Genomic DNA, 21,558 nt, shown 5'->3' with positions numbered 1-21,558 from the left:
ATGAAGGAAGATAAGGAAAGCTGGTTAAACTTCTTCCAATGGCTTAAGAGCCGTGGTCTTACTGGAGTACAACTTATCATAGGAGATAAAAGTCTGGGAATGCTTGAATCAATTCCAGAGATATTTCCTAATGCAAAATATCAGTGTTGTACTGTACATTTTTACCGGAATATATTCTCTGTTACACCAAAATCGAAAATAAAACTGGTTTCCAAAATGCTCAAAGGAATTCATGTTAGTGAGAATAAATCAGCAGCTAGGGAGAAAGCCAGACAGGTTGCAGCTGAATTGAGAAATATGAAACTCAAAGAAGCTGCTCAAAAACTTGAAGATGGCATAGAAGAGACTATCACCTATATGGCCTTTCCTTATGAACATTGGAACCGAATCAGAACCAACAATACAATTGAGCGTCTTAATCGTGAGATCCGTCGGCGAACCAAAGTCGTCGGCACATTCCCCGATGGTAAATCTGCATTAATGCTTGTCTGTGCAAGACTTCGTCATGTAGCAAGCTCCCAATGGGGAGTAAAGCGTTATCTTAATATGAAGCATCTCGAAAATATGAATGCTATTGAGAATGAAGATATGATTGTCGGATAGCCGACATCTTCCAAATGGCTAAAATTGAATTTGCGAAAAAATCTTGACAGTACCTGCCAAGAAGCCCGTTAGCTAATTTTGGTGTGTCACAGTAATGTGGGGGTGTTAAGCGGAAGGATAAAGTACTTGCTTTAATAGCGAGTTGAGCGAAAGTACAGGTTGTAACATAAAGTGAGCTCTGTGCCGCATCGTCAAAAAAGGGTCTCAGGTGGTAGAAAGCAAAAGGGAAGTCGAGCTTTGGCATTATGGGTGAAGACCATGGAAGACGGGAAGAACTTAGAGTACACCATCGAAGAATCCCTCGGTGTAAGGGAGGTATATGTACTGAAAGTGTGGTTCGGAACTGGAGAGACCATAATTTGCACAGTGCAGAGAGAGCCGGAGGAGTCCATAGTACTGATGAAGTTACAGATGGATTCAGACCAAAGAGAAATGCACACCAAGCTTTGGATAGGATACGAAAGGATACCGGTAAAAAGGGATGGTGGGTAGTGGACGCTGATATCAGATGATTAAAAGTTATCACAATATCTGATGTACGGACAGCGGTAAAGGTTCTCAACTCAAAGATAATTGGAATGAGGAATTACTATGGACTGAAGAATGCTGGGAGATATCTGAAAAAGATAGACTGGTATATTATTAAGAAGTTTACATTGTGGTATAACTATAAAACTCAGAATAAAAGACGGTATGTTCACATTTCAGAAATTCAGCAAATGATTTACAGAAATGGCTTACAAAAGCTTGCAGTTTAATGAATGCTGAAGGAAGAAGAATATCGGAAAGCAAGCCGTGTGAGGGAAAATCGCATGCACGTTTTGATGAGGGGAAAGTGGAGAAAAAATTAATTTCCCTACCGACCTACTCTACATTAATAGTATAGATAGTTAGATTATAAAAAGCGGCATATGAAAATAAAGCAATATATAGTAAACATAAAATATATTATGTGTATTAACACGCAACTACTAATTAAATCAGTATTAAATTTTAATGGAAATTATATTAAAGCTGAGTACATAATAGAATTGTAAAAATAGTTTCTAAAAGTCAAGCTAATAGTAAAGGAGGTTTGCAATGAACATATTATTTATAGGTGATATTTTTGGTAGAACAGGTAGAAATCTGTTGAGGGATAATCTGATAAAAATAATAGTAGAAAATCATATTGATTTTACAATTGCTAATGGGGAGAACAGTGCGGGTGGTGTAGGAATTACTAGAGAGATATATGAAGATCTTATCAGTTATGGAATAGATGTTGTTACCTTAGGAAATCATGCTTGGGCGCAAAAGAAGATATTTGATTTTATAGGCCATGCAGATAGAATGGTGAGGCCTGCTAATTATCCTGAAGGAACACCGGGAAACCCATATGTTATTGTAGAAGTAAAAGGAAAAAGAATAGCAGTTATAAATATGTGCGGTAGGGTTTTCATGGATTGTCTTGAATGTCCCTTTAAAACTATTGATAGGATTCTTAATGAAATTGAAGGTAAAGCAGATATAAAAATACTGGATTTTCATGCAGAAGCTACGTCAGAAAAGATAGCAATGGGATGGTATTTAGATGGCAGAATCACAGCTGTGTTAGGAACCCATACTCATGTGCAGACGGCTGATGAACGAATTTTACCTAAAGGTACAGCTTATATAACCGATGTAGGAATGACAGGGCCAACCAATTCAGTACTTGGAGTTAAAACAGATATAATAATAAAGAAATTTTTAACTAATTTACCGTGTAAGTTTGAAGCAGCGGAGGATAATGGACAGATTAATGGAGTAATATTGAGAATTGACGACAATAATATTGCGACTGATATAGAACGACTTAAAATAATATAATTTCAAGAGAAAAAAAGGATTTTGGGCTTAAGTGTAGAATAATTTGGTTGTATTACTAAATTTATGTGGTATTAAGGGGGCATTATAAATGGAAGTATTAAAAGTATCATCAAAATCTAATCCTAATTCAGTTGCAGGAGCTCTCGCAGGAGTATTAAGAGAAAATGGAGAAGCTGAAATACAAGCTATAGGTGCAGGAGCACTTAATCAAGCAATAAAAGCTGTAGCTATAGCTAGAGGGTTTGTAGCTCCAAGCGGTATGGATTTAGTTTGTGTACCCGCATTTACTGATATTAATATAGACGGTGAAGAAAGAACTGCAATTAAATTAATTGTGAACTCAAGATAAAATTTGCAAATAAACAAAAGCACTTTTATGTGCTTTTGTTTTTTAATGTATTATTCAAATAATTACTTTATTAATACAATATATTAATTATATGCAAAATGGGGTATAATTCAATATTAGGGGTGAAAAAATGGAGTATGCAGATTTACATATACATACCAATGCTTCAGATGGATTATTAAGTCCAGAAGAAGTAGTTCAATGGGCAATAAAAAAGAAACTGAGAGCTATAGCGATAACAGATCATGATACTATAGAAGGTATAGATATAGCTATGAACATCAACTTAATATCAGATAAACTGGAAATAATACCGGGCATAGAACTCAATACTCAATTTGAAGAAAAAGAAGTTCATATACTTGGATATTACATTGATTATAAAAACCATTGGTTTTTGAATATGCTGACAAAAATGCAGAAATCTAGACATGATCGTGCTGAAATTATGATTGATAAATTAAATAAACTGGGAATTAAAATTGAGCTAAAGCAGGTTGAAGAAATATCGAAAGGAAATAGTATAGGACGTCCGCATATAGCTAGAGCAATGGTAGAAAGAGGATATGTAGATAATATAGTGGATGCTTTTGACAAATATATAGGTGTAGGATGCCCTGCTTATGTGGAAAGATTTAAACTAACTACAGAAGAAGCTATTGATATAATAGAAAAAGTAGGAGGATTATCCGTTTTAGCTCATCCGGGGCTTATAGGTGATAAAAAATACATATCAAGAGTTTTGAATTTGGGTGTAAAAGGAATAGAAGTATTGCATCCTAAGCATGATCAAGATATGGTAAAATACTTATTTGCAATAGCTACAGAAAGAAAACTTTTTATTACTGGTGGAACAGATTGCCATGGAATAATGCAAAATGGACAGCCAATTATGGGGAGTGTATCAATAGATTATAATAGAGTCATAGATATTAAAAGATATCTGGGTATTGCAAATTAGTTGGAATAATGGAGGGAATAAGAATGCATTTGAGTATATCAGATAGAGTTTATAAAATAAATCCATCCTTAACATTAGCTATAGATAACAGATTGAAGCAGATGATTGCTCAAGGGATAAAAGTTTATGGTTTTGGTGCAGGTGAACCGGATTTTGATACACCAGAATATATAAAAGAAGCAGCTATAGAAGCTATTAACATTGGTTTTACTAGGTACACAGCAGCTCAAGGTACTATGGAACTAAGAAAAGCTATATGTGATAAGCTTGAAAGAGAAAATGGTATAAAATATAACCCTGATGAAATAATCGTGTCCAGTGGAGCAAAACATTCACTGACAAATGCGTTTGCAGCTATACTTAATCCCGGAGATGAGGTAATAGTTCCCGTACCTTATTGGGTAAGCTATACAGAAATAATAAAATTAAATGGTGGTATACCAGTATTAGTTAAAACAAACCAAGAGCAGAACTATAAAATCACAAAAGAAGATATGGAGGAAGCTATTACCCCCAAGACAAAAGCAATATTATTAAACACACCAAGTAATCCAACTGGAATTGTATATAGCAAAAAAGAATTGGAAGATATAGCAGAATTAGCACTTAAACATAATATATATATAGTTTCTGATGAAATATATGAAAGAATAACTTATGATGGTATCGAGCATGTGAGCATTGCGTCAATATCTGAAGAGGTAAGAGATATTACTATACTAATAAACGGAATGTCAAAGACATATGCCATGACTGGATGGAGGTTAGGATATGCTGCATCAAACGAGAGAGTTATAAAAGCCATGTCTAGTGTTCAAAGTCATGCAGTATCACATCCAAGTTCAATTACCCAATATGCAGCTACAGCAGCATTAAATGGACCTCAGGACGATGTTAAAAACATGGTAAAAGAATTTGAGAAAAGAAGAAACTATATGTATGAAAAGATTAATAGTATTAAGTTATTAAAATGCAAAAAGCCTCAAGGAGCTTTCTATATTTATGTAGATATATCTAAAATTATAAACCATGAGTTAGACGGAAAGATAATAAATACTTCTACAGACTTAGCTTTAGTTCTGCTAGAAAAAGCAAAGGTTGCTGTAATACCTGGTGCAGCTTTTGGAACAGATAATTATATAAGATTATCTTTTGCAACTTCCATGGATACTATAATGGAAGGCTTGGATACGTTAGAGAATTTTTTGAGCAAAAATTTTGTTTGATATTTTTTAAATGATTATCTTTAAATAAAGAAGCTATTTATGTAAAATAAACAGTAAAAAATGACGCTTTTAAATCAATTTTAAGGTGTTATCTTTTTGATTATAGTATTTTTTATTTAATTGCTTTAAATGACTTTAAAATAAGCTAATATATAAAAAGGTGAAAAAAGTTTAAAGTTTATTAAAAAAGTAAATGGATTAATATAAGTTTAAACATGAAGAAATGCATTTCTAATGATATGATTATATAAGTAAAAACAAATAAAAAAAAGGCAGCCTTATAACTACCTTTCTAATTCTATTTTAATATATAATGGCAGGGGCAGTAGGACTTGAACCCACAACCAACGGTTTTGGAGACCGCTACTCTACCAATTGAGCTATACCCCTAAACACATTTTCAATTATATAAAAAAATTTTACTTATGTCAATAGCTATAATTATGGTTATTTTATAATCAACTCAACACTAAAACTAGTTTTATTCGTAAATAAAAAGTTTATTAGAAGCAGGAAAAAACAGCATTAATATAGAATAATATAATTGCGCGAAATATGTATTTCGCGCAATTAAACAAAAAAAGAGAGGTAGAAAGATGAGCAATATCCCATTTGTTGTAAAAGATTATTTAGATTACATGGAAACAATTCGTGGTAAATCCAAAAAAACAACTCAAGGTTATGCTTATGATTTGACGTTGTTCTTCAAGTACATGAAAATTCGAAGAAACCTTGTTTCTAAAGAATCAAATATGGAAGAAATTGACATATCCGACATTGATGAATACTTTGTAAAGACTATTGGTTTAAATGACCTATATTCTTTTATTTCTTATGTTGCTAATGAACGAAATAATCTTAACTATGCCCGTGCTAGAAAGGTAGCTTGTCTCCGATCTTTTTTTAAGTATTTACATACAAAAGCTAAAATTATTGACAACAATCCGGCTATAGAGCTTGAACCTCCTAAAATTAATAGCCGGCAGCCAATATATCTATCGTTAGATGAAAGCAAGGCTCTTTTAAATGCTGTTGATGGGAAGTATAAAGAAAGAGATTATGCTATTTTAATGTTGTTTCTTAATTGCGGATTAAGATTATCTGAGCTTGTAAACATTGATCTAGATAAAATAAATGGTGACACTCTCAGGGTTATAGGAAAAGGCAATAAAGAACGCACTGTATATCTTAATGATGCATGTATCAATGCTCTTAATGATTATTTAAGAGTTCGATATACAGAAGAAGTCAAAGAGAAGGATAAAAAAGCTTTGTTTATTAGCAGAAACAAAGAAAGAATTAGTCCTAGAATGGTTCAGGAAATTGTAAAGAAAGCGATAAAAAAGGCAGGTTTAGACGAAAATAAATATTCTACTCATAAATTAAGACATACGGCTGCTACACTTATGTACAAATACGGAAATGTTGATATTAGAGCATTACAGCAGATACTTGGACATGAAAGCGTCGCTACTACTCAGATTTATACTCATATAGATGATGAAAGATTGAGACAAGCTATGAGATCGAATCCATTATCGAAAGAGTTCTAAGAAGAGAGTTAATTTACATAATATATATTATGTAAATTAACTCTCTTAATTCTTTTTATTTTCCAAATCTACACTATAAGGTTCATCATATTTCCAATTATCGATATAATCTTCTATACCTTCTTCATCTTCTTTAAACTCATACCATTCTTCTTCTGTTATTATATCATCTATATCGATTCCTATATAATCTGCATCTTCTTCTATACATTTGCAGCAATTGTCACATATTTTGCTATTATCCAAATCGCATAGATTGCATTCCCCACATTCGTTGCAATATCTATCATATAATACACATTCCTCATTTATAGTAGCCAGTTATAACACATCCTTTATTAAAATTATATTTTTTATTATTTATAATAACTAATATAGCACATAATGAATATACAGTAAACTTTCATTAATACTACTTCTTTTTCATATGAATATCTTATACCTTATGTATAAGACATATGTGTGCTTTATATTTTAATTACCAAGATTATGTATCGGAACATAAATAAGCTGTCCTGGTTTTAATAATGCTGACTGTAAATTATTATACTTTATTACTTCGTCTATGTATTTTCTTATATCTGTTTTATTATCTACAAATCTACTGCATATGGACCACAATGTGTCACCAGATTCTATATAAACTGCTTCTATTTTTTCATATGATAATCCCTCAGCCTTGGCCATTATACTATAAAAAATAACAAATATAACTATCAATAAGGAAATTACAAATGTATAAAATCTAAATTTGCTAATAATCCTGTATTTCTTATGAGAATTGCTATGCATTTGATATTAACCTCCTTATGAGAACATATGTTCTATTTACACTTATATAATAACCGAACATATGTACGATGTCAATATGTTTGCGAACATTTGTTTGATTTTTTTTGTGGGTTTTGTTATAATCAAGCTATAATAAGAAATTTTTATAGTTTATATATAATATTTTGAAGGTTGTGAATGGTAATGAATATAGATGGTTTAAGCAAAAAGCAAATTGAGGTTTTGGAATTTATAAAAAAAGAGTTGGCAACCAAGGGTTATCCCCCTTCTGTCAGAGAAATATGTGAGGCTGTAAACTTAAAATCCACTTCTACTGTTCATGGTCATTTAGAGAGACTTGAGAAAAAGGGGTTTATTAGGCGTGATGCCACAAAACCTAGGGCTATTGAAGTGTTAGATGGAAATAATCATTTGTTTCCTAGAAAGGAAATGGTGGAATTACCAGTAGTGGGTAAAGTTACTGCAGGACAACCTATATTAGCTCAAGAAAACATTGAAGATATATTTCCAGTACCTATAGATTTTGTGGGTAATGATGTATCATTTATGTTGATGGTAAAAGGCGACAGCATGATTAATGCTGGTATTCTGGACGGGGATTATGTAATAGTAATGAAGCAATCCTATGCTAATAACGGAGATATAGTGGTTGCGCTTATTGAAGATGAAGCTACTATTAAGAGATTCTATAAAGAAAAGGATCATTTCCGACTACAACCAGAAAATCCTTTTTATGATCCTATCATTACAAAGGATTTATCGATAATCGGTAAAGTTATTGGAGTTTTAAGAAAAATAAAATAGAGGTTAACCCTCTATTTTATACACATAGGAATATATATATTGCTTATATTTATATTTCTTTCTGTATAAGAAATGAAAGAAAGATTTCCTTATTTTTATTTATTATAGATGCTTTTTATGGAAACATCTATTTTTTATTCTATATCTATAAGATTTTTCTTATAGGCATTGTATTCTTCTTTTAGCTCTTTTACTTTATCATTTAATTGAATCTGCAAATTTGATAGTTCTTTCATGTTTTTATTGATGGCAGCTTCTTTTATTCTACTTATAAGAGATTTTTCATTCATAGTATCTTTTACTAAGTAATGCCTTAAACTATTTATTCTATTCCAATGACATATATCCATGTCTGTAGCTTCGCTTACATTATGGATTTGCTTGCAGCTTCTTACTAAATCAATGGTTTCCGGAATGTATCTGTTTAATAGTTCAGTAATCCATCTAGTAAATGTAGCAGAAACAAAACTGTTTATTATTGATTCTGTCATTACATCGTTCTCGAGAAGAACTTTTGTTTTTTCATGATATTTATTAAAGCTCATCAGATTTTCATAAACCGTTGAAGGATGAACACCGAAAAGACTTTCTCTCTCTTTATCAGTATATTCTTCGTATATGTTCTTTTCACTTATATATTCTCTATCTTTATTTAAATAAAACTTATCTTCGCCTTTAGGTTTTATAATATTGTCATGTAACTGATTTATAGAATAGCTTGTTGATGCTATGGCTTTAATTCCATCAAGCATGGATTGATAAAAGGCTGCTAATGCTAAATATGAATTAGTCATGGGATTAGGTGATCTTACTTCAAATCTTGTTGCAAGAGGGTTGCCCATATCTCTAATCAGACCTATTAAAACTGTTCTGTTTCTTGATGGTACATTCACATTATGGCCTAAAGAAGCAACTATGCACACTGGTGCTTCAAAACCTGGCTTTAGTCTATTTAGAGAGTCAATTGTAGAGGATACGAATGGATTTACGATTTCGTAATTATGAAGTAAGCCCATTAAAGCCCCATATCCTATTTTATTCATAAAACTTGAGTTCATATTACCAGGTGAGAATAAGTTTACAACTGAGCCATTTTTCAATTTTGCTGCAACACCTATATGAGTATGCTTACCGCTGCCGGCAACTCCTTCAATGGGCTTGGCTTGGAAAGTTACTTCTAAGCCGTTTTTTCTGAATACTTCTTTAATAATTGTTCTTACAAGAAGATCATTATCGGCTGCTTGTAGTGCTGTTGAATATTTCCAGTCAATTTCAAGTTGTTCCATTATATGAGTTAAGTTTCCGGATTCGTCTAGCTTTGCTTTGACTCCGCCTACTTCTTTATGGCCCATTTCTGGAGACAATTCATATCTATCCATTAAAAGCAAAGCTTGCTCCATAGCTGTTCTTACGGAACCTTTTGTTCTTTTCCAATATTGTTCTTGGAGAACTTGTGAGGCTGATAGTGCTTCTGCGTCAGCATCGTCATTAGGTGTTTTTACCCAAAACTCTAGTTCAGTAGCAGATGTAAGTACGATTTCATCAATAAGTTCTGGGGTTACATTTGTATCATCCAATAAGGATGAATTATTTTTTATTAATTGAAGCAAAGTTGTTGAGAAGGAGTTAATTGCTTTGTTAAGAATAGACCTTGCATCAACAGGTCTACCATTGTGATATAAAAACGATGGTATTCTTAGTGTACCAACAGGTTTATCAATATTAATATCAATATGTTCAAAATTATAATCTACATACCAATTAGAATTTAGATCTGCTACAATATCTACTTTTCCGTCATTTAATGTTGCAATTCCAGGCAAAACAACGCTGGATCCATCAGTTTGTATTCCTCCACTGAGAAATTCATCGCAGTTATTAATAAAGTTCTTTATAGGTATCTTCACATCTGTGTCATTTCCTGAAAGATCAATGCCCATTAAAGATATGAATTTGATTTCAGGATGATTTTCTATTAATTCAATAAGATTGTTTTTATTGATCTCATAGGGTTTAATTACAAATAGCAAGTCTTTTTCTAATACTTTTGATAAGCAATTCATCTTCTAACACCTCCTAGAATATAATTTTTTTATTATATCACCAATAAAAATATTTGTAAATAAGAAAAAGGCTTCCACGGAATCATTTTATTACAAGGAAGCCTTTTTGAAACCTATTAATGAAAGCAACATTCAAAAAAATTAATTTTCTTATAGATTATTAAGAAAGACAAACTTTTTGTAGTTTTGCTAAAGATTCAAGGAAGTCTTTAGCAAATTAAATGTTTGAATATCTTAATCTAAAGATGTACCAGTTTTTCTCTTATCATTTCTTTAATAGCATATAAAATACCTATTTTTGCATGATCGTAGGTTATGCCACCTTGCAGATATGCAATGTATGGAGGTCTTATTGGGGCATCGGCACTTAATTCTATAGAAGCTCCTTGTACAAAAGCACCTGCAGCCATTATGATTTTATCATTATATCCCGGCATATCCCAAGGTTCAGGAGTTACAAAAGAATCAACAGGTGATCCTAACTGGATACCTTTGCAGAAGGCTATCAATGCATCTTTATCATTAAATTTTATTGCTTGTATTATATCGCTTCTTGTAGCATCAAATTTTGGATTAACTTCATAGCCGAGGTCGGAGAAAATTTTTGAGCAGAATACAGCTCCTTTTACCGCTTCTGAAACTACATGAGGTGCTAAAAACAAGCCCTGAAATAATAAACGAGTTATCCCTAATGTAGCTCCGGTTTCTTTTCCTATTCCAGGAGCCACAAGTCTATCTGCTGCCATTTCAACATATTTTCTTTTACCTGCAACGTATCCACCTGTTGGTGCAATACTGCCTCCGGGATTCTTTATTAAGGAGCCAGCCATTATGTCAGCACCTTTTTCTGTAGGCTCGTAGAAATCCATAAATTCACCATAGCAATTATCAACCATACAACATATATCGGGACCTATATTTTTTATAAACTTTATGACTTCTTCAATCTCTTTAAGGCTTAATGACTTTCGCCATGAATAACCTGTTGATCTTTGAATTAATACTAATTTGGTATTTTTATTGATAGATTTTCTTATTTCATCAAAATTAAAACGGCCATCATCTAATAAATCCACTTGTTTGTATTTAATATTATAATCTTTTAGAGAACCTTGATAGTTACAGTTAATGCCTATTATATTATCTAATGTGTCATATGGTTTACCTGTTATGGCCAGCATTTCGTCTCCTGGCCTTAATATCCCAAAAAGGCATAAAGATAAAGCATGTGTTCCTGAAACTATATTTGGCCTAACTAAAGCATCTTCGCAGTTAAAAACATCAGAATATACTTTATCTAAGGTATCCCTTCCAATATCTCCATATCCGTATCCCGTAGAATAGTTAAAATGCATATCGCTCAATTTATTTTTTTGCATACTTTTTAATACCTTATACTGATTGTACTCCCTTATTTCTTCTATAATGGAGAATTGGTGTTTTACTTCCTTTTCACATTTTTCGGCTAAATCTATTATTTTATTGTCTAGTTCCAATAATTTTATCAAATAATCTTTTGTTATATTATGCATGTTTCCACCTTAAGCCTGTTGTTTATTAGTTTCAGAGCCCTTATCAGAAAAACTGAAATTAACGGGTTTTTGAGGTATTAAAGTAGATATTGCATGCTTATATACTAATTGTTGTTTGCCATCTCCATCAAGTATTATTGTGTAATTATCAAATCCTTTAACGATACCTTTTAACTGAAATCCATTAACAAGATAAATAGTAATTGGAGTACGCTCTTTCCTAACCTGATTTAAAAACACATCCTGTAAGTTTATTGATACTTTATTCATTTTAACCCCTCCAAAAATGTATTGTTTGATCAACAATCAATATGCTATATGTGAAAAGAAAAAATTTCCTTTGACATATATATTATTATAATAATAACTCATATTTATTCTATATTAAACTAATTTTTCCTGCTATGTATCTTATCATATTTTCTGCCATAGCATTTATTGAAAAATAATTATCAATATTAATCCAAAATACTCTCTCATCATTTCTAAACCAAGTAAGTTGCCTTTTAGCATAATGTCTTGTATTTTTTTTGAGAGTATTTATGGCTTCCTCAAGACTATAGTCACCATCTAAATAATCTATTATTTCCTTATAACCCAAAGCTTGAAGAGATGTAAGCTTTTTGCTGTAACCCATCTTCAGTAATTTTTCTACTTCATCTACCAAACCCTCTTTAATCATTTTATCTACTCTTAACTCAATTCTATTATATAATCTGCTTCTGTCCATATTGAGGCATATATATGCATACTCATACTTGCAGGGTTGTTGCTTAGATAGCATTTGAAAATATGATATAGGTTTTCCTGTATGATTATATACTTCAAGTGCTCTGATAACTCTCTTTAAATCATTAGGATGCAGTCTTTTATATGAAACTTCATCAATACTTTTGAGCATCTCATGAACATATTCATTACCTTTTTCAGAAGCAATTTGTCTCATTTTATTTCTAAAATCTATATCTATTATAGAATTGGTAAACTCTAGATTGTTCAATAATGAGTTTATATAGAGTCCTGTTCCGCCTACAATTATTGGCAGTTTACCCCTAGAATTTATATCTTTAATATAGCACTCAGCTTTTTCTTTAAATACTGCTACGCTAAAGTTTTCATCAGGATATACTTCATCAATCATGTAATGGTTAATACCTTTCATATCATCCTTAGATACTTTTGCAGTACCTATGTCCATATATTTATATACTTGTGCTGAATCGGCAGATATTATTTCACCACATAGTTTTTGAGCAATCAATATTGAAATATCTGTTTTGCCAACTGCTGTAGGTCCAGCGATTATGCATAATTTTTGCTTCAAATACATCACCTTATATTATTCTTTTAAATTTTTTTTCCAGTTCTGTTTTATCCATAGTTATCATAGTAGGCCGTCCGTGAGGACATGTATAAGGTATTTTTGATTTCAATAGCCTTCTAATAAGTTCTTCTATTTCTATATCACTTAAGTTTTTTCCTGCTTTTACTGCACTTTTGCATGCTATTTGGGCAATAGTCTTTTCGTAAACCGATGAATGATCATTTTTATAATTATCTATGGTGTCCAATAGTTCTGATATCATATATCCTGAACAAGGCTCACCAAATATTATTGGCACTTGGCGAATTGCTACAGAATTCTTTCCGAAAAATTCAAATTCAAAACCTAGATCTTTTAATAGATCCATGTATTCTTCAATTAGATTTTTTTCTTTTAAAGTAAGTTCAATTATTATAGGCATCAATAAAGGTTGTTGTTCAATGTTTTTGTGTTTAGTTTTTTCTATTAGCTCTTCATATAGTATTCTTTCATGAGCAGCATGTTGATCTATAACCATGAAACTTTCATCCATTTGATAGATAATGTAAGTATTAAATAGTGTTCCTATTATTTGCCCATTACTAGAATTATCAATATCCATGTCTTTACTAACAGGGTTTATATATTCATTTTTGGACTTATATGAGTTATCGTAGTTGTAATGAGTGTTATTTAAAGGCTTTTTATCAAAAGAACTTCTTTCATTAAAAGATTTCTTTTCAATTATATCGAACATGTTTACATTGATATAATCATCTTTTTCTGTAATCGTTTCTTTGACACTAAGTTCTTCGGCATCCTTGAAACTCTCAGTATATGTCATGTTGCTGTTATTCAATACCTGACTAATTGAATAGTAAATCAGATTAAACACACTTTTATTATCGGCAAATTTTATTTCTGCTTTAGTAGGATGAACGTTTACATCTATGACTTTAGGATTAATGCTTATGTTTAGTATAGAAATTGGATATCTATTATTCATCAAAAGAGTTCGATATGCAGTTTTTACAGCTTCTTTTAACATATTATTTTTAACAACTCTATTGTTAATTGCAAATATTATATAGTTTGAATTACCTTTTGATAGTTCTGGTTTTGAAGTAAACCCATGTATTGATAAAGACTGGTTTGAATAATCTACAGGCAACATCATTTTGGCAGTTTTAGTACCAAAAATACACTGTATTACAGAAAGAAGGTCTCCATTTCCTGGTGTATGAAAAATTATTTTATCATCAACTATATATTTTATGGCAATATGTGAATTAGATAGTGCAATTTTCTCAACTATGTCTGTAATATAATTTAATTCGGTTTTATCACTTTTTAAGAACTTAAGACGAGCAGGAGTATTTTTAAATAAGTTTTTAACCTTAACAATTGTACCTATGGATGTGCTTATTTCTTTTTTATCAATTATTCTACCAGAATTTATAATAATTCTACTGCCAATAGAATCATCTTTTGATTGACTTTCTAACTCGATATCAGCAACTGCCACAATGCTAGACATAGCTTCTCCTCTGAAACCTAAAGTTCTAATATTCATCAGGTCTTCGATACTATTTATTTTACTTGTGGCGTGTCTTTCAAACAAATAAGGCAAATCATCCCTCATGATTCCATATCCATTATCTATTACGGAAATCAGGGATTTTCCACCATTCTTAATATCAATGGTAATAGATGTAGCCTCAGCATCAATTGAGTTTTCAACTAGTTCTTTTACCACTGATGCTGGTCTATCTATTACCTCTCCTGCTGCAATTTTATTTATGGTATCTTCGTCCAAACGAATAATTTTACCCATGTTATCCTCCAATACTAATACTAACTATATAATGATTTTAACTTGTCTTTGAGCATGTTTATTTTATTTAGTGCTTCAATTGGCGTTATATTATTTATATCAATATTTCTTATTTCTTCTGCCAGTTCATATATTGAATAATTGAAGAGATTAAACTCATCAGATTCCTTCGCCTTTTCTTTTTTTACTTTTTTTATGTCACCAGTGTTAATTTCAGTATCTTTATTAGAACTATTGATAGCATCTAGTATGTCAAAGGCTCTCTCAACTATTTCATCGGGCACTCCAGCTAATCGAGCAACATGTATGCCATAGCTTCCGCTAATGCTTCCGCGTCTAATTTTTCTAAGAAATATAATGTCTTTTCCTTTCTCTTCTACAGCTATATAATAGTTTTTTATGCCTGTCAATTTATTTTCTAGTTCGGTCAATTCATGGTAATGAGTAGCGAACAATGTTTTGCATCCTAGTTTATTTTTGTCAGAAATATATTCTGCTGTAGCCCAAGCAATACTAAGCCCATCAAAAGTGCTGGTACCTCTTCCTATTTCATCTAAAATCACTAAACTCTTATTTGTAGCACTATTGATGATATTAGCAAGTTCAGTCATCTCAACCATGAATGTGCTTTGACCAGAAGCAAGATCATCAGAAGCACCTACTCGGGTAAATATCCTATCTACAATGCCGATTTTTGCATAAGATGCTGGAACATAACAGCCTATCTGAGCCATTAACACTATGAGTGCAATTTGCCTCATATATGTAGATTTACCTGCCATATTAGGCCCTGTTATAATCAATAACCTATTATCATTACAATCTAATTTTGTATCATTTGGTACAAAACCGCTATTCATATTTTCTGATTCTACTACTGGATGTCTGCCATCTTTAATTTCTATTTCATCATGTTGCCCAACTAAAGGTTTAACATAGTTGTTTTTTTGTGATATTTCCGCAAATGAACATAGGCAATCAATGACTGCTAATATATTAGCAGTATTTTGAATTCTTCCTATATGTTTAGCAATTTCCTGTCTGATAGTCACAAAGGTTTCATATTCAAGATCAATTAGTCTTTCATCGGCATGGAGAACTTCTTCTTCCAGTTCTTTTAATTCAGGGGTAATATATCGTTCAGCGTTTGATAATGTCTGTTTTCTTATGTAATCATCTGGTATATTTCCAATATTGGATTTTGTGACTTCTATGAAATATCCAAATACCTTATTATAACCAATTTTCAATGATTTTATCCCAGTTCTTTGCCTTTCTTTTTGCTCCAGTCCAATAATCCATTGTTTTCCATTTTTTGAGGCTTTTCTATATCTATCTATTTCTTCACTGAAATTATCTTTAATCAGATTTCCTTCTTTAAGGCTATATGGAGCTTCTTCATTTATTGACTTATCAATTATATCATATAAGTCTATCAGATCATCGAAATCATTGCTTAGTTTGCTGAGCATCGGACTACTAAAGTTAGATATAATATTTTTTATATGAGGCAGATTTAATAATGAATTTTTAAATGAAATAAGGTCTTTTGCATTTGCTGAGCCTAGTGATATTCTAGTTCCTAATCGTTCCATATCATATATGGAGTTCAAATATTCTCTAAGCTCTTCACGAAGCAAAAAGTTATTATATAATTCTTCAACCGCACTCAATCTATCATTGATTTCTTCCACAGACAATAAAGGTTTCTCAATCCATTGTCTAAGCATTCTGGCTCCCATTGATGTTTTAGTTTTATCCAGAACTGATAAAAGAGAACCTTTCTTGCTCCTATCCCTTATAGTTTCACACAATTCCAGATTTCTTCTTGTGTTATTATCCAAAACCATGTAATTTGAAATACTATATATTTTAATTTTGTTTATATTTGACAATGAACTCTTCTGGGTTTCATCCAAATAGAGCAATAGAGAGCCAGCAGATTTTATTGACACTTCTTTTTCTATACCGAGACCTTCCAATGCTTCTACTCTAAATTGAATTTTTAGCCTTTGGCTGCAGTCATGTACATCATAATATCTTTTATCTAAAACAGTTATGGATTTGAATTCATTTTCAAGGATATCATTATCAGTGTTAATTATTATTTCTGATGGATTCACTCTCTTAATTTCTTCTATAGCCATATTCCATTGCTTGCTTTCTATAGCTGTTGATAAAAATTCTCCTGTTGATAAATCTATATAAGACAATCCAATGTTATCATTTGATAAGTAAATTGACATTAAATAATTATTTACTTTATCATCTAGCATGGAACTGCTTGTTATTGTTCCAGGTGTTATAATTCTGATTACTTCTCGCTTTACTATTCCTTTCGCCAGAGAAGGATCTTCAACCTGTTCACAGATTGCTATTTTATAATTATTATCTATAAGTTTGCTTATATATGAATCAGCTGCATGATAAGGTATGCCACACATCGGTGCTCTTTCTTCCAAACCGCAGTCTCTACCTGTTAGGGTTATATCTAAAACCTTCGAAGCAATTATAGCATCATCAAAAAACATTTCATAAAAATCTCCCAGCCTAAAGAAAAGTATTTTATCTTTATGCTGTTCTTTTATTTCTAAGTATTGCTTCATCATTGGTGTCATCTGAGACATATCCTCACCTCTTTCTTGATATATCAATTATAACAAAAATAATCATATAAAAAAACCAGAGATTAACTCTGGTTTCTTATATCATTTACCAATTCTCCATTTAATGACCAGGAATGAACTTCAATAATTTTCACATGAACAAGGTCGCCTATTTTTACATTATTCCCTCTAAAGTTGACTATTTTGCCGGTTCTGGTTCTACCAGTTAATATATCTTTATTAGTTTTGCTAGGACCATCTACAAGAACTTCGTAAATTTTGCCATTGTAGGTCTCATTTATCTCTTTGCAAATTTGATTTTGTAATTCTACCAGCTTATTAAAATTCCTTTGCTTTTCTTCGAGTTTTATATTGTCCTCCATTTTAGCAGCAGGAGTTCCTTTTCTTTTTGAATAGATAAATGTAAAAGCTTGATCGAACCTTACTTTACGCACAACATCTAATGTTTCTTGGAAATCTTCCGTTGTTTCGCCAGGAAAACCAACTATAATGTCCGTTGTCAAAGCTATTCCTGGAATCGCTTTTTTTACTTTATCTACTTTTTCAAGGTATTCTTCTATAGTATATACCCTATTCATAGCTTTTAATATTTTATTACTACCTGCTTGAAAAGGAAGATGTAATTGCTCACATACTTTAGAACAATCTTTCATAGCTGTAATCAATTTATCTGATATATCTTTTGGATGAGAGGTCATAAATCTAATTCTCTCAATCCCATTGATTTTATTTACTTCATACAAAAGATCTGCAAAATCAAAATTGAAAGGCAAATCTTTTCCGTAGGAGTTTACATTCTGACCTAAAAGAGTTACTTCTTTGCAGCCATCCTGAGCAAGATTTTTTATTTCTTCAATTATATCTTTGGGATCACGGCTTCTCTCTCTCCCTCTAACATATGGAACAATGCAATAAGAACAAAAATTATTACAACCATACATTACAGTGATCCAAGCTTTATGTTTTTCATTTCTCTCTATTGGTAATTTTTCTACTATAACTCCGTCAGTATCCAGAATGTCAATAAGGGTATATTTTTCGTGCAAAGCATTTTCAAATATCTCAGGAAACTTATAAATATTATGTGTTCCAAAAATTAAGTCTACATGTTTATACTTCTGTTTAATCATTTCTACCGCATGTTTCTGTTGCATCATGCAACCACATACGCCTATTATAAGTTCGGGCTTTTTTTTCTTTAAACCTTTTAAAGAGCCAATATTGCCGTATAGCTTAAGTTCTGCATTTTCTCTTACACAACATGTATTAAATAGAATCACATCAGCCTCTTCGTTATCTTCTGTCTGGCTATAGCCCATTAACTTTAGCATGCCTTTCAATTTTTCTGAGTCTGCATTGTTTTGTTGGCATCCGTATGTTATAACCTTTGCATATTTAACCCTTCCAGTTTTGTTATACTCCATATCATTATTTTCTTTTATTCTTAATATAATTTCATTTTGCTTCGCAATTTCTTCTACTGTAACATGTACTATTTCTTTTTTTGCCATTTACTATCCCTCTATCTAATTTGATACATTTTCTCCTAAGTATGCTTTTCTTACTTCATCATTATTTAAAAGTTCTTTTCCTTCACCTTTAATCTTAATCATACCTGTTTCAATTACATAACCAATATCAGCAATGTGTAATGCTGCATTAGCATTTTGCTCGATTAATAGAATTGTAACACCTTGGTTATGGATTTCTTTAATGATATTAAATAGTTCATTTACTATTATAGGTGCCAAGCCAAGAGATGGTTCATCCATCATTAAAAGTTTAGGCTTTGACATCAATGCTCTACCTACTGCCAGCATTTGTTGTTCTCCACCTGATAAAGTACCTGCCATCTGCCAATGTCTTTCTTTAAGAATTGGGAATAAGCTATAAACCCATTCCAAATCTTTTTTTATTTCATTAGTGTCTTTTCTGAAGTAAGCGCCTAATTTCAAGTTTTCAAGTACTGTTAAATTCGGGAATATTCTTCTTCCCTCAGGAACCAATGTTATACCTAATTTTACTATATCTTGTGTTTTCATGTTTAGCAAGTCTATATTGTTATAAGTTATGCTGCCGCTTTTTGGCTTCACCAAACCTACAACACTTCTTAAGGTAGTGCTCTTACCTGCACCATTTGCGCCCACTAGTGTAACAATTTTGCCTTCTTCAACTTCTAAATTTATACCTTTTAGTGCTTCTATGCCACCATAAGCAACTACTAAATTGTCTATTTTAAGCATTGTTTTCCACCCCCAAATAAGCTTCAATGACTCTTTGATTATTTTGTATTTCATTGGGATTGCCATGAGCAATAGTAACTCCATAATCAAGTACATAGATTCTTTTGGATATCCCCATAACTACCTGCATATGATGTTCTATCATAAATATAGTTAAATCAAAATCATCTCTAATTTGCTTTATAAATTTAGTAAGATCTTCGGTTTCTTTTGGATTCATTCCTGCTGCAGGTTCATCAAGCAGCAGAACTTCCGGGTTTGTAGCTAAAGCTCTAGCTATTTCCAGTCTACGCTGCATTCCATATGGTAATGAGCTGGACTTTTCGTTTTCCACATTGGTTAAACCTACCATTTCTAGTAAATTGAGAGATTTTTTTATCATTTCTTTTTCTTCAATTCTATATCTTGGAAACCTTGTAACAGCTTCAAACAGATTAGATTTTATATGAAGATGATTTGCTATTAAAACATTATCTAGAACACTTAAATCTTTAAATAATCTTATATTTTGGAAGGTTCTAGCTATGCCTAATTTAGTAATTCTATGTGGTGCTAAGTATGTAATATCTTTTCCTTTAAAATATATTTTTCCCTTTGTAGGTTTATATACACCTGTTATCATATTAAATGCTGTAGTTTTTCCTGCACCGTTTGGACCTATTAAAGCAACAATTTCACCTTTATTTAGCACTAAATTAAAGTCTTTTACAGCAGTCAAACCTCCAAATTGCATAGTTATATTATCAGCTCTAAGCATTTCCATTATATTTACCTCCTTTTGATAGAGGTTTTTTTAGTGATATTGCATTTAAAAATTTATCCCAACTAAATTCATTAGTTCCCATAAGGCCATGTCTATAAAATAACACAACTATCATAAGAAGTACAGAGAAAACTACCATTCTCATACCTGATATTCCTGGAATAACAAATAAGCCTAAATCCATAGGCTGATCCAAGAAACGTAAAGCTTCTTGAGATATTGTTACTATAAAGGCTGATATTACTGTACCAGTGATACTTCCCATACCACCTAATACAATAATGAGTAGAATATTAAATGTTAGAGTGAATTTAAACATAGCAGGATCTATGGTTCCTAGTAGATTTGCCATAAGACCTCCACCTATACCTGCAAAGAAAGCACCTATTGTAAATGACATTACTTTATGTTTAAAAAGGTTTATTCCCATGCTTTCTGCTGCAATTTCATCTTCCCTTATCGCTTTCAATGCTCTTCCATAACTGCTATTTATGAGTAAAGCCATAAACAGTACAGTGAAGGCTGCAATACCAAAGCTCCACCATAAATTTGTATAAGCGGGTATTCCTTTCAAACCTAAGGCGCCGTTAGTTATATTCTGAGTATTAGTGAATATTACTCTAATAATTTCTGCAAAACCTAAGGTTGCTATAGCTAAATAATCACCTTTCAGTCTAAGAGCAGGTGCGCCTATCAAAAAACCAGCTATTGCACTTAAAACACCTGCAAGAAGAAGTGCAGGGAAAAAAGGCCATTCCACATTAGCTAATGGTGCTGCTATTGGCTCTAAAAAGAAGTTTTGAATCTTAGAATTGACAGAAAGGGTTAGAATAGCAGTAACATATGCTCCTATAGCCATAAAGCCTGCATGCCCTAATGAAAAAAGCCCTGTAAAGCCATTTATAAGATTCATGCTTAATCCTAGTATTGTATAAATCGCACAAAGATTAAGTATTCTAACTATGTATGCGTCCATGTAGTTATGGGCAAAGTATAGAAAAATTACGAGAAAGATCAATGATATTGTTGTTAGATAATAATTCCTCTTTTTCAT

21 protein-coding genes and 1 tRNA gene are annotated in these 21,558 nt (G+C 31.7%); 9 read left to right on the top strand and 13 right to left on the bottom strand.

All coding sequences use genetic code 11. The features are described 5' to 3' along the window. The 7 genes from BUB48_RS09325 to BUB48_RS09295 form a co-directional block, all read left to right on the top strand. A partial coding sequence (locus BUB48_RS09325; protein ID WP_175548400.1) for an IS256 family transposase occupies positions 1–603 on the top strand: 603 nt, incomplete at its 5' end. A 171-nt stretch (positions 604–774) separates the two neighbouring features. Continuing rightward, positions 775–1,095, top strand: coding sequence for a hypothetical protein (locus BUB48_RS09320; protein ID WP_139249954.1), 321 nt, complete (start codon positions 775–777; stop codon positions 1,093–1,095). A 29-nt stretch (positions 1,096–1,124) separates the two neighbouring features. Next, a complete protein-coding gene (locus BUB48_RS19130) occupies positions 1,125–1,361 on the top strand; it encodes a group II intron maturase-specific domain-containing protein (protein ID WP_408631046.1) in 237 nt (78 codons plus the stop codon). 322 nt (positions 1,362–1,683) lie between these two features. Then, a complete protein-coding gene (locus BUB48_RS09310; RefSeq protein ID WP_073025959.1) occupies positions 1,684–2,454 on the top strand; it encodes a TIGR00282 family metallophosphoesterase in 771 nt (256 codons plus the stop codon). A gap of 88 nt (positions 2,455–2,542) precedes the next feature. Further along, positions 2,543–2,803, top strand: coding sequence for a stage V sporulation protein S (locus BUB48_RS09305; RefSeq protein WP_073025958.1), 261 nt, complete (start codon positions 2,543–2,545; stop codon positions 2,801–2,803). A 130-nt stretch (positions 2,804–2,933) separates the two neighbouring features. Next, the gene (locus BUB48_RS09300) at positions 2,934–3,764 is read left to right on the top strand and encodes a PHP domain-containing protein (RefSeq protein ID WP_073025957.1); all 831 of its coding nucleotides are present in this window, start codon (positions 2,934–2,936) and stop codon (positions 3,762–3,764) included. A gap of 29 nt (positions 3,765–3,793) precedes the next feature. After that, positions 3,794–4,990, top strand: a complete 1,197-nt coding sequence (locus BUB48_RS09295; RefSeq protein ID WP_073025973.1) for a pyridoxal phosphate-dependent aminotransferase — start codon at positions 3,794–3,796, stop codon at positions 4,988–4,990. A gap of 314 nt (positions 4,991–5,304) precedes the next feature. Here BUB48_RS09295 and BUB48_RS09290 read toward each other — a convergent pair. After that, a tRNA-Trp gene (locus BUB48_RS09290) sits at positions 5,305–5,380 on the bottom strand. A gap of 206 nt (positions 5,381–5,586) precedes the next feature. Between BUB48_RS09290 and BUB48_RS09285 the strand changes: the two genes are divergently transcribed. Next, positions 5,587–6,543: a tyrosine recombinase XerC gene (locus BUB48_RS09285; protein WP_073025956.1), complete on the top strand. Its 957-nt coding sequence runs from the start codon at positions 5,587–5,589 to the stop codon at positions 6,541–6,543. A 45-nt stretch (positions 6,544–6,588) separates the two neighbouring features. Here the strand turns inward: BUB48_RS09285 and BUB48_RS09280 are convergent, their stop codons facing one another. Together BUB48_RS09280 and yneA are read right to left on the bottom strand one after the other, a co-directional pair. After that, positions 6,589–6,789: a hypothetical protein gene (locus BUB48_RS09280; protein WP_073025955.1), complete on the bottom strand. Its 201-nt coding sequence runs from the start codon at positions 6,787–6,789 to the stop codon at positions 6,589–6,591. A gap of 228 nt (positions 6,790–7,017) precedes the next feature. After that, positions 7,018–7,335 carry a cell division suppressor protein YneA gene (gene yneA, locus BUB48_RS09275; protein WP_084524465.1) on the bottom strand — a complete coding sequence of 106 codons (318 nt, stop codon included), beginning with the start codon at positions 7,333–7,335 and terminating at the stop codon, positions 7,018–7,020. A gap of 183 nt (positions 7,336–7,518) precedes the next feature. Between yneA and lexA the strand changes: the two genes are divergently transcribed. Continuing rightward, positions 7,519–8,139 (top strand): transcriptional repressor LexA, encoded by a 621-nt coding sequence (lexA, locus tag BUB48_RS09270; protein ID WP_073025971.1) that lies wholly within the window; start codon positions 7,519–7,521, stop codon positions 8,137–8,139. A gap of 134 nt (positions 8,140–8,273) precedes the next feature. Here lexA and BUB48_RS09265 read toward each other — a convergent pair whose 3' ends face one another. The 10 genes from BUB48_RS09265 to BUB48_RS09220 all read right to left on the bottom strand — a co-directional run bounded on the left by BUB48_RS09265 (position 8,274) and on the right by BUB48_RS09220 (position 21,558). Continuing rightward, positions 8,274–10,202, bottom strand: coding sequence for a type I glutamate--ammonia ligase (locus tag BUB48_RS09265; RefSeq protein WP_073025954.1), 1,929 nt, complete (start codon positions 10,200–10,202; stop codon positions 8,274–8,276). 239 nt (positions 10,203–10,441) lie between these two features. Next, positions 10,442–11,734: a methionine gamma-lyase family protein gene (locus tag BUB48_RS09260; protein ID WP_073025953.1), complete on the bottom strand. Its 1,293-nt coding sequence runs from the start codon at positions 11,732–11,734 to the stop codon at positions 10,442–10,444. Positions 11,735–11,743: 9 nt separating this feature from the next. Then, complete coding sequence (hfq, locus tag BUB48_RS09255; RefSeq protein WP_073025952.1) at positions 11,744–12,004, bottom strand: RNA chaperone Hfq; 261 nt, start codon at positions 12,002–12,004, stop codon at positions 11,744–11,746. Between the two features lie 109 nt (positions 12,005–12,113). After that, on the bottom strand, positions 12,114–13,064 hold the full coding sequence (miaA, locus tag BUB48_RS09250; protein ID WP_073025970.1) for a tRNA (adenosine(37)-N6)-dimethylallyltransferase MiaA: 951 nt from the start codon (positions 13,062–13,064) through the stop codon (positions 12,114–12,116). A 4-nt stretch (positions 13,065–13,068) separates the two neighbouring features. Then, positions 13,069–14,871 (bottom strand): DNA mismatch repair endonuclease MutL, encoded by a 1,803-nt coding sequence (gene mutL / locus BUB48_RS09245; protein WP_073025951.1) that lies wholly within the window; start codon positions 14,869–14,871, stop codon positions 13,069–13,071. 20 nt (positions 14,872–14,891) lie between these two features. Continuing rightward, on the bottom strand, positions 14,892–17,498 hold the full coding sequence (mutS, locus tag BUB48_RS09240) for a DNA mismatch repair protein MutS (protein ID WP_073025950.1): 2,607 nt from the start codon (positions 17,496–17,498) through the stop codon (positions 14,892–14,894). Between the two features lie 62 nt (positions 17,499–17,560). Beyond that, positions 17,561–19,009, bottom strand: coding sequence for a tRNA (N6-isopentenyl adenosine(37)-C2)-methylthiotransferase MiaB (miaB, locus tag BUB48_RS09235; protein WP_073025949.1), 1,449 nt, complete (start codon positions 19,007–19,009; stop codon positions 17,561–17,563). Between the two features lie 15 nt (positions 19,010–19,024). Continuing rightward, positions 19,025–19,741 (bottom strand): ABC transporter ATP-binding protein, encoded by a 717-nt coding sequence (locus BUB48_RS09230; RefSeq protein WP_073025948.1) that lies wholly within the window; start codon positions 19,739–19,741, stop codon positions 19,025–19,027. Then, on the bottom strand, positions 19,734–20,504 hold the full coding sequence (locus BUB48_RS09225; RefSeq protein ID WP_073025947.1) for an ABC transporter ATP-binding protein: 771 nt from the start codon (positions 20,502–20,504) through the stop codon (positions 19,734–19,736). The genes BUB48_RS09230 and BUB48_RS09225 overlap by 8 nt, the downstream gene beginning before the upstream one ends. Next, complete coding sequence (locus BUB48_RS09220) at positions 20,491–21,558, bottom strand: branched-chain amino acid ABC transporter permease (protein ID WP_073025946.1); 1,068 nt, start codon at positions 21,556–21,558, stop codon at positions 20,491–20,493. Before BUB48_RS09220 ends, BUB48_RS09225 begins: the two co-directional genes overlap by 14 nt.

Source organism: Lutispora thermophila DSM 19022, from assembly GCF_900142105.1.
Lineage (GTDB): Bacteria > Bacillota > Clostridia > Lutisporales > Lutisporaceae > Lutispora > Lutispora thermophila.
Note: the sequence above shows the minus strand (reverse complement) of the source record. Positions and strands in the feature narration are given on the sequence as shown.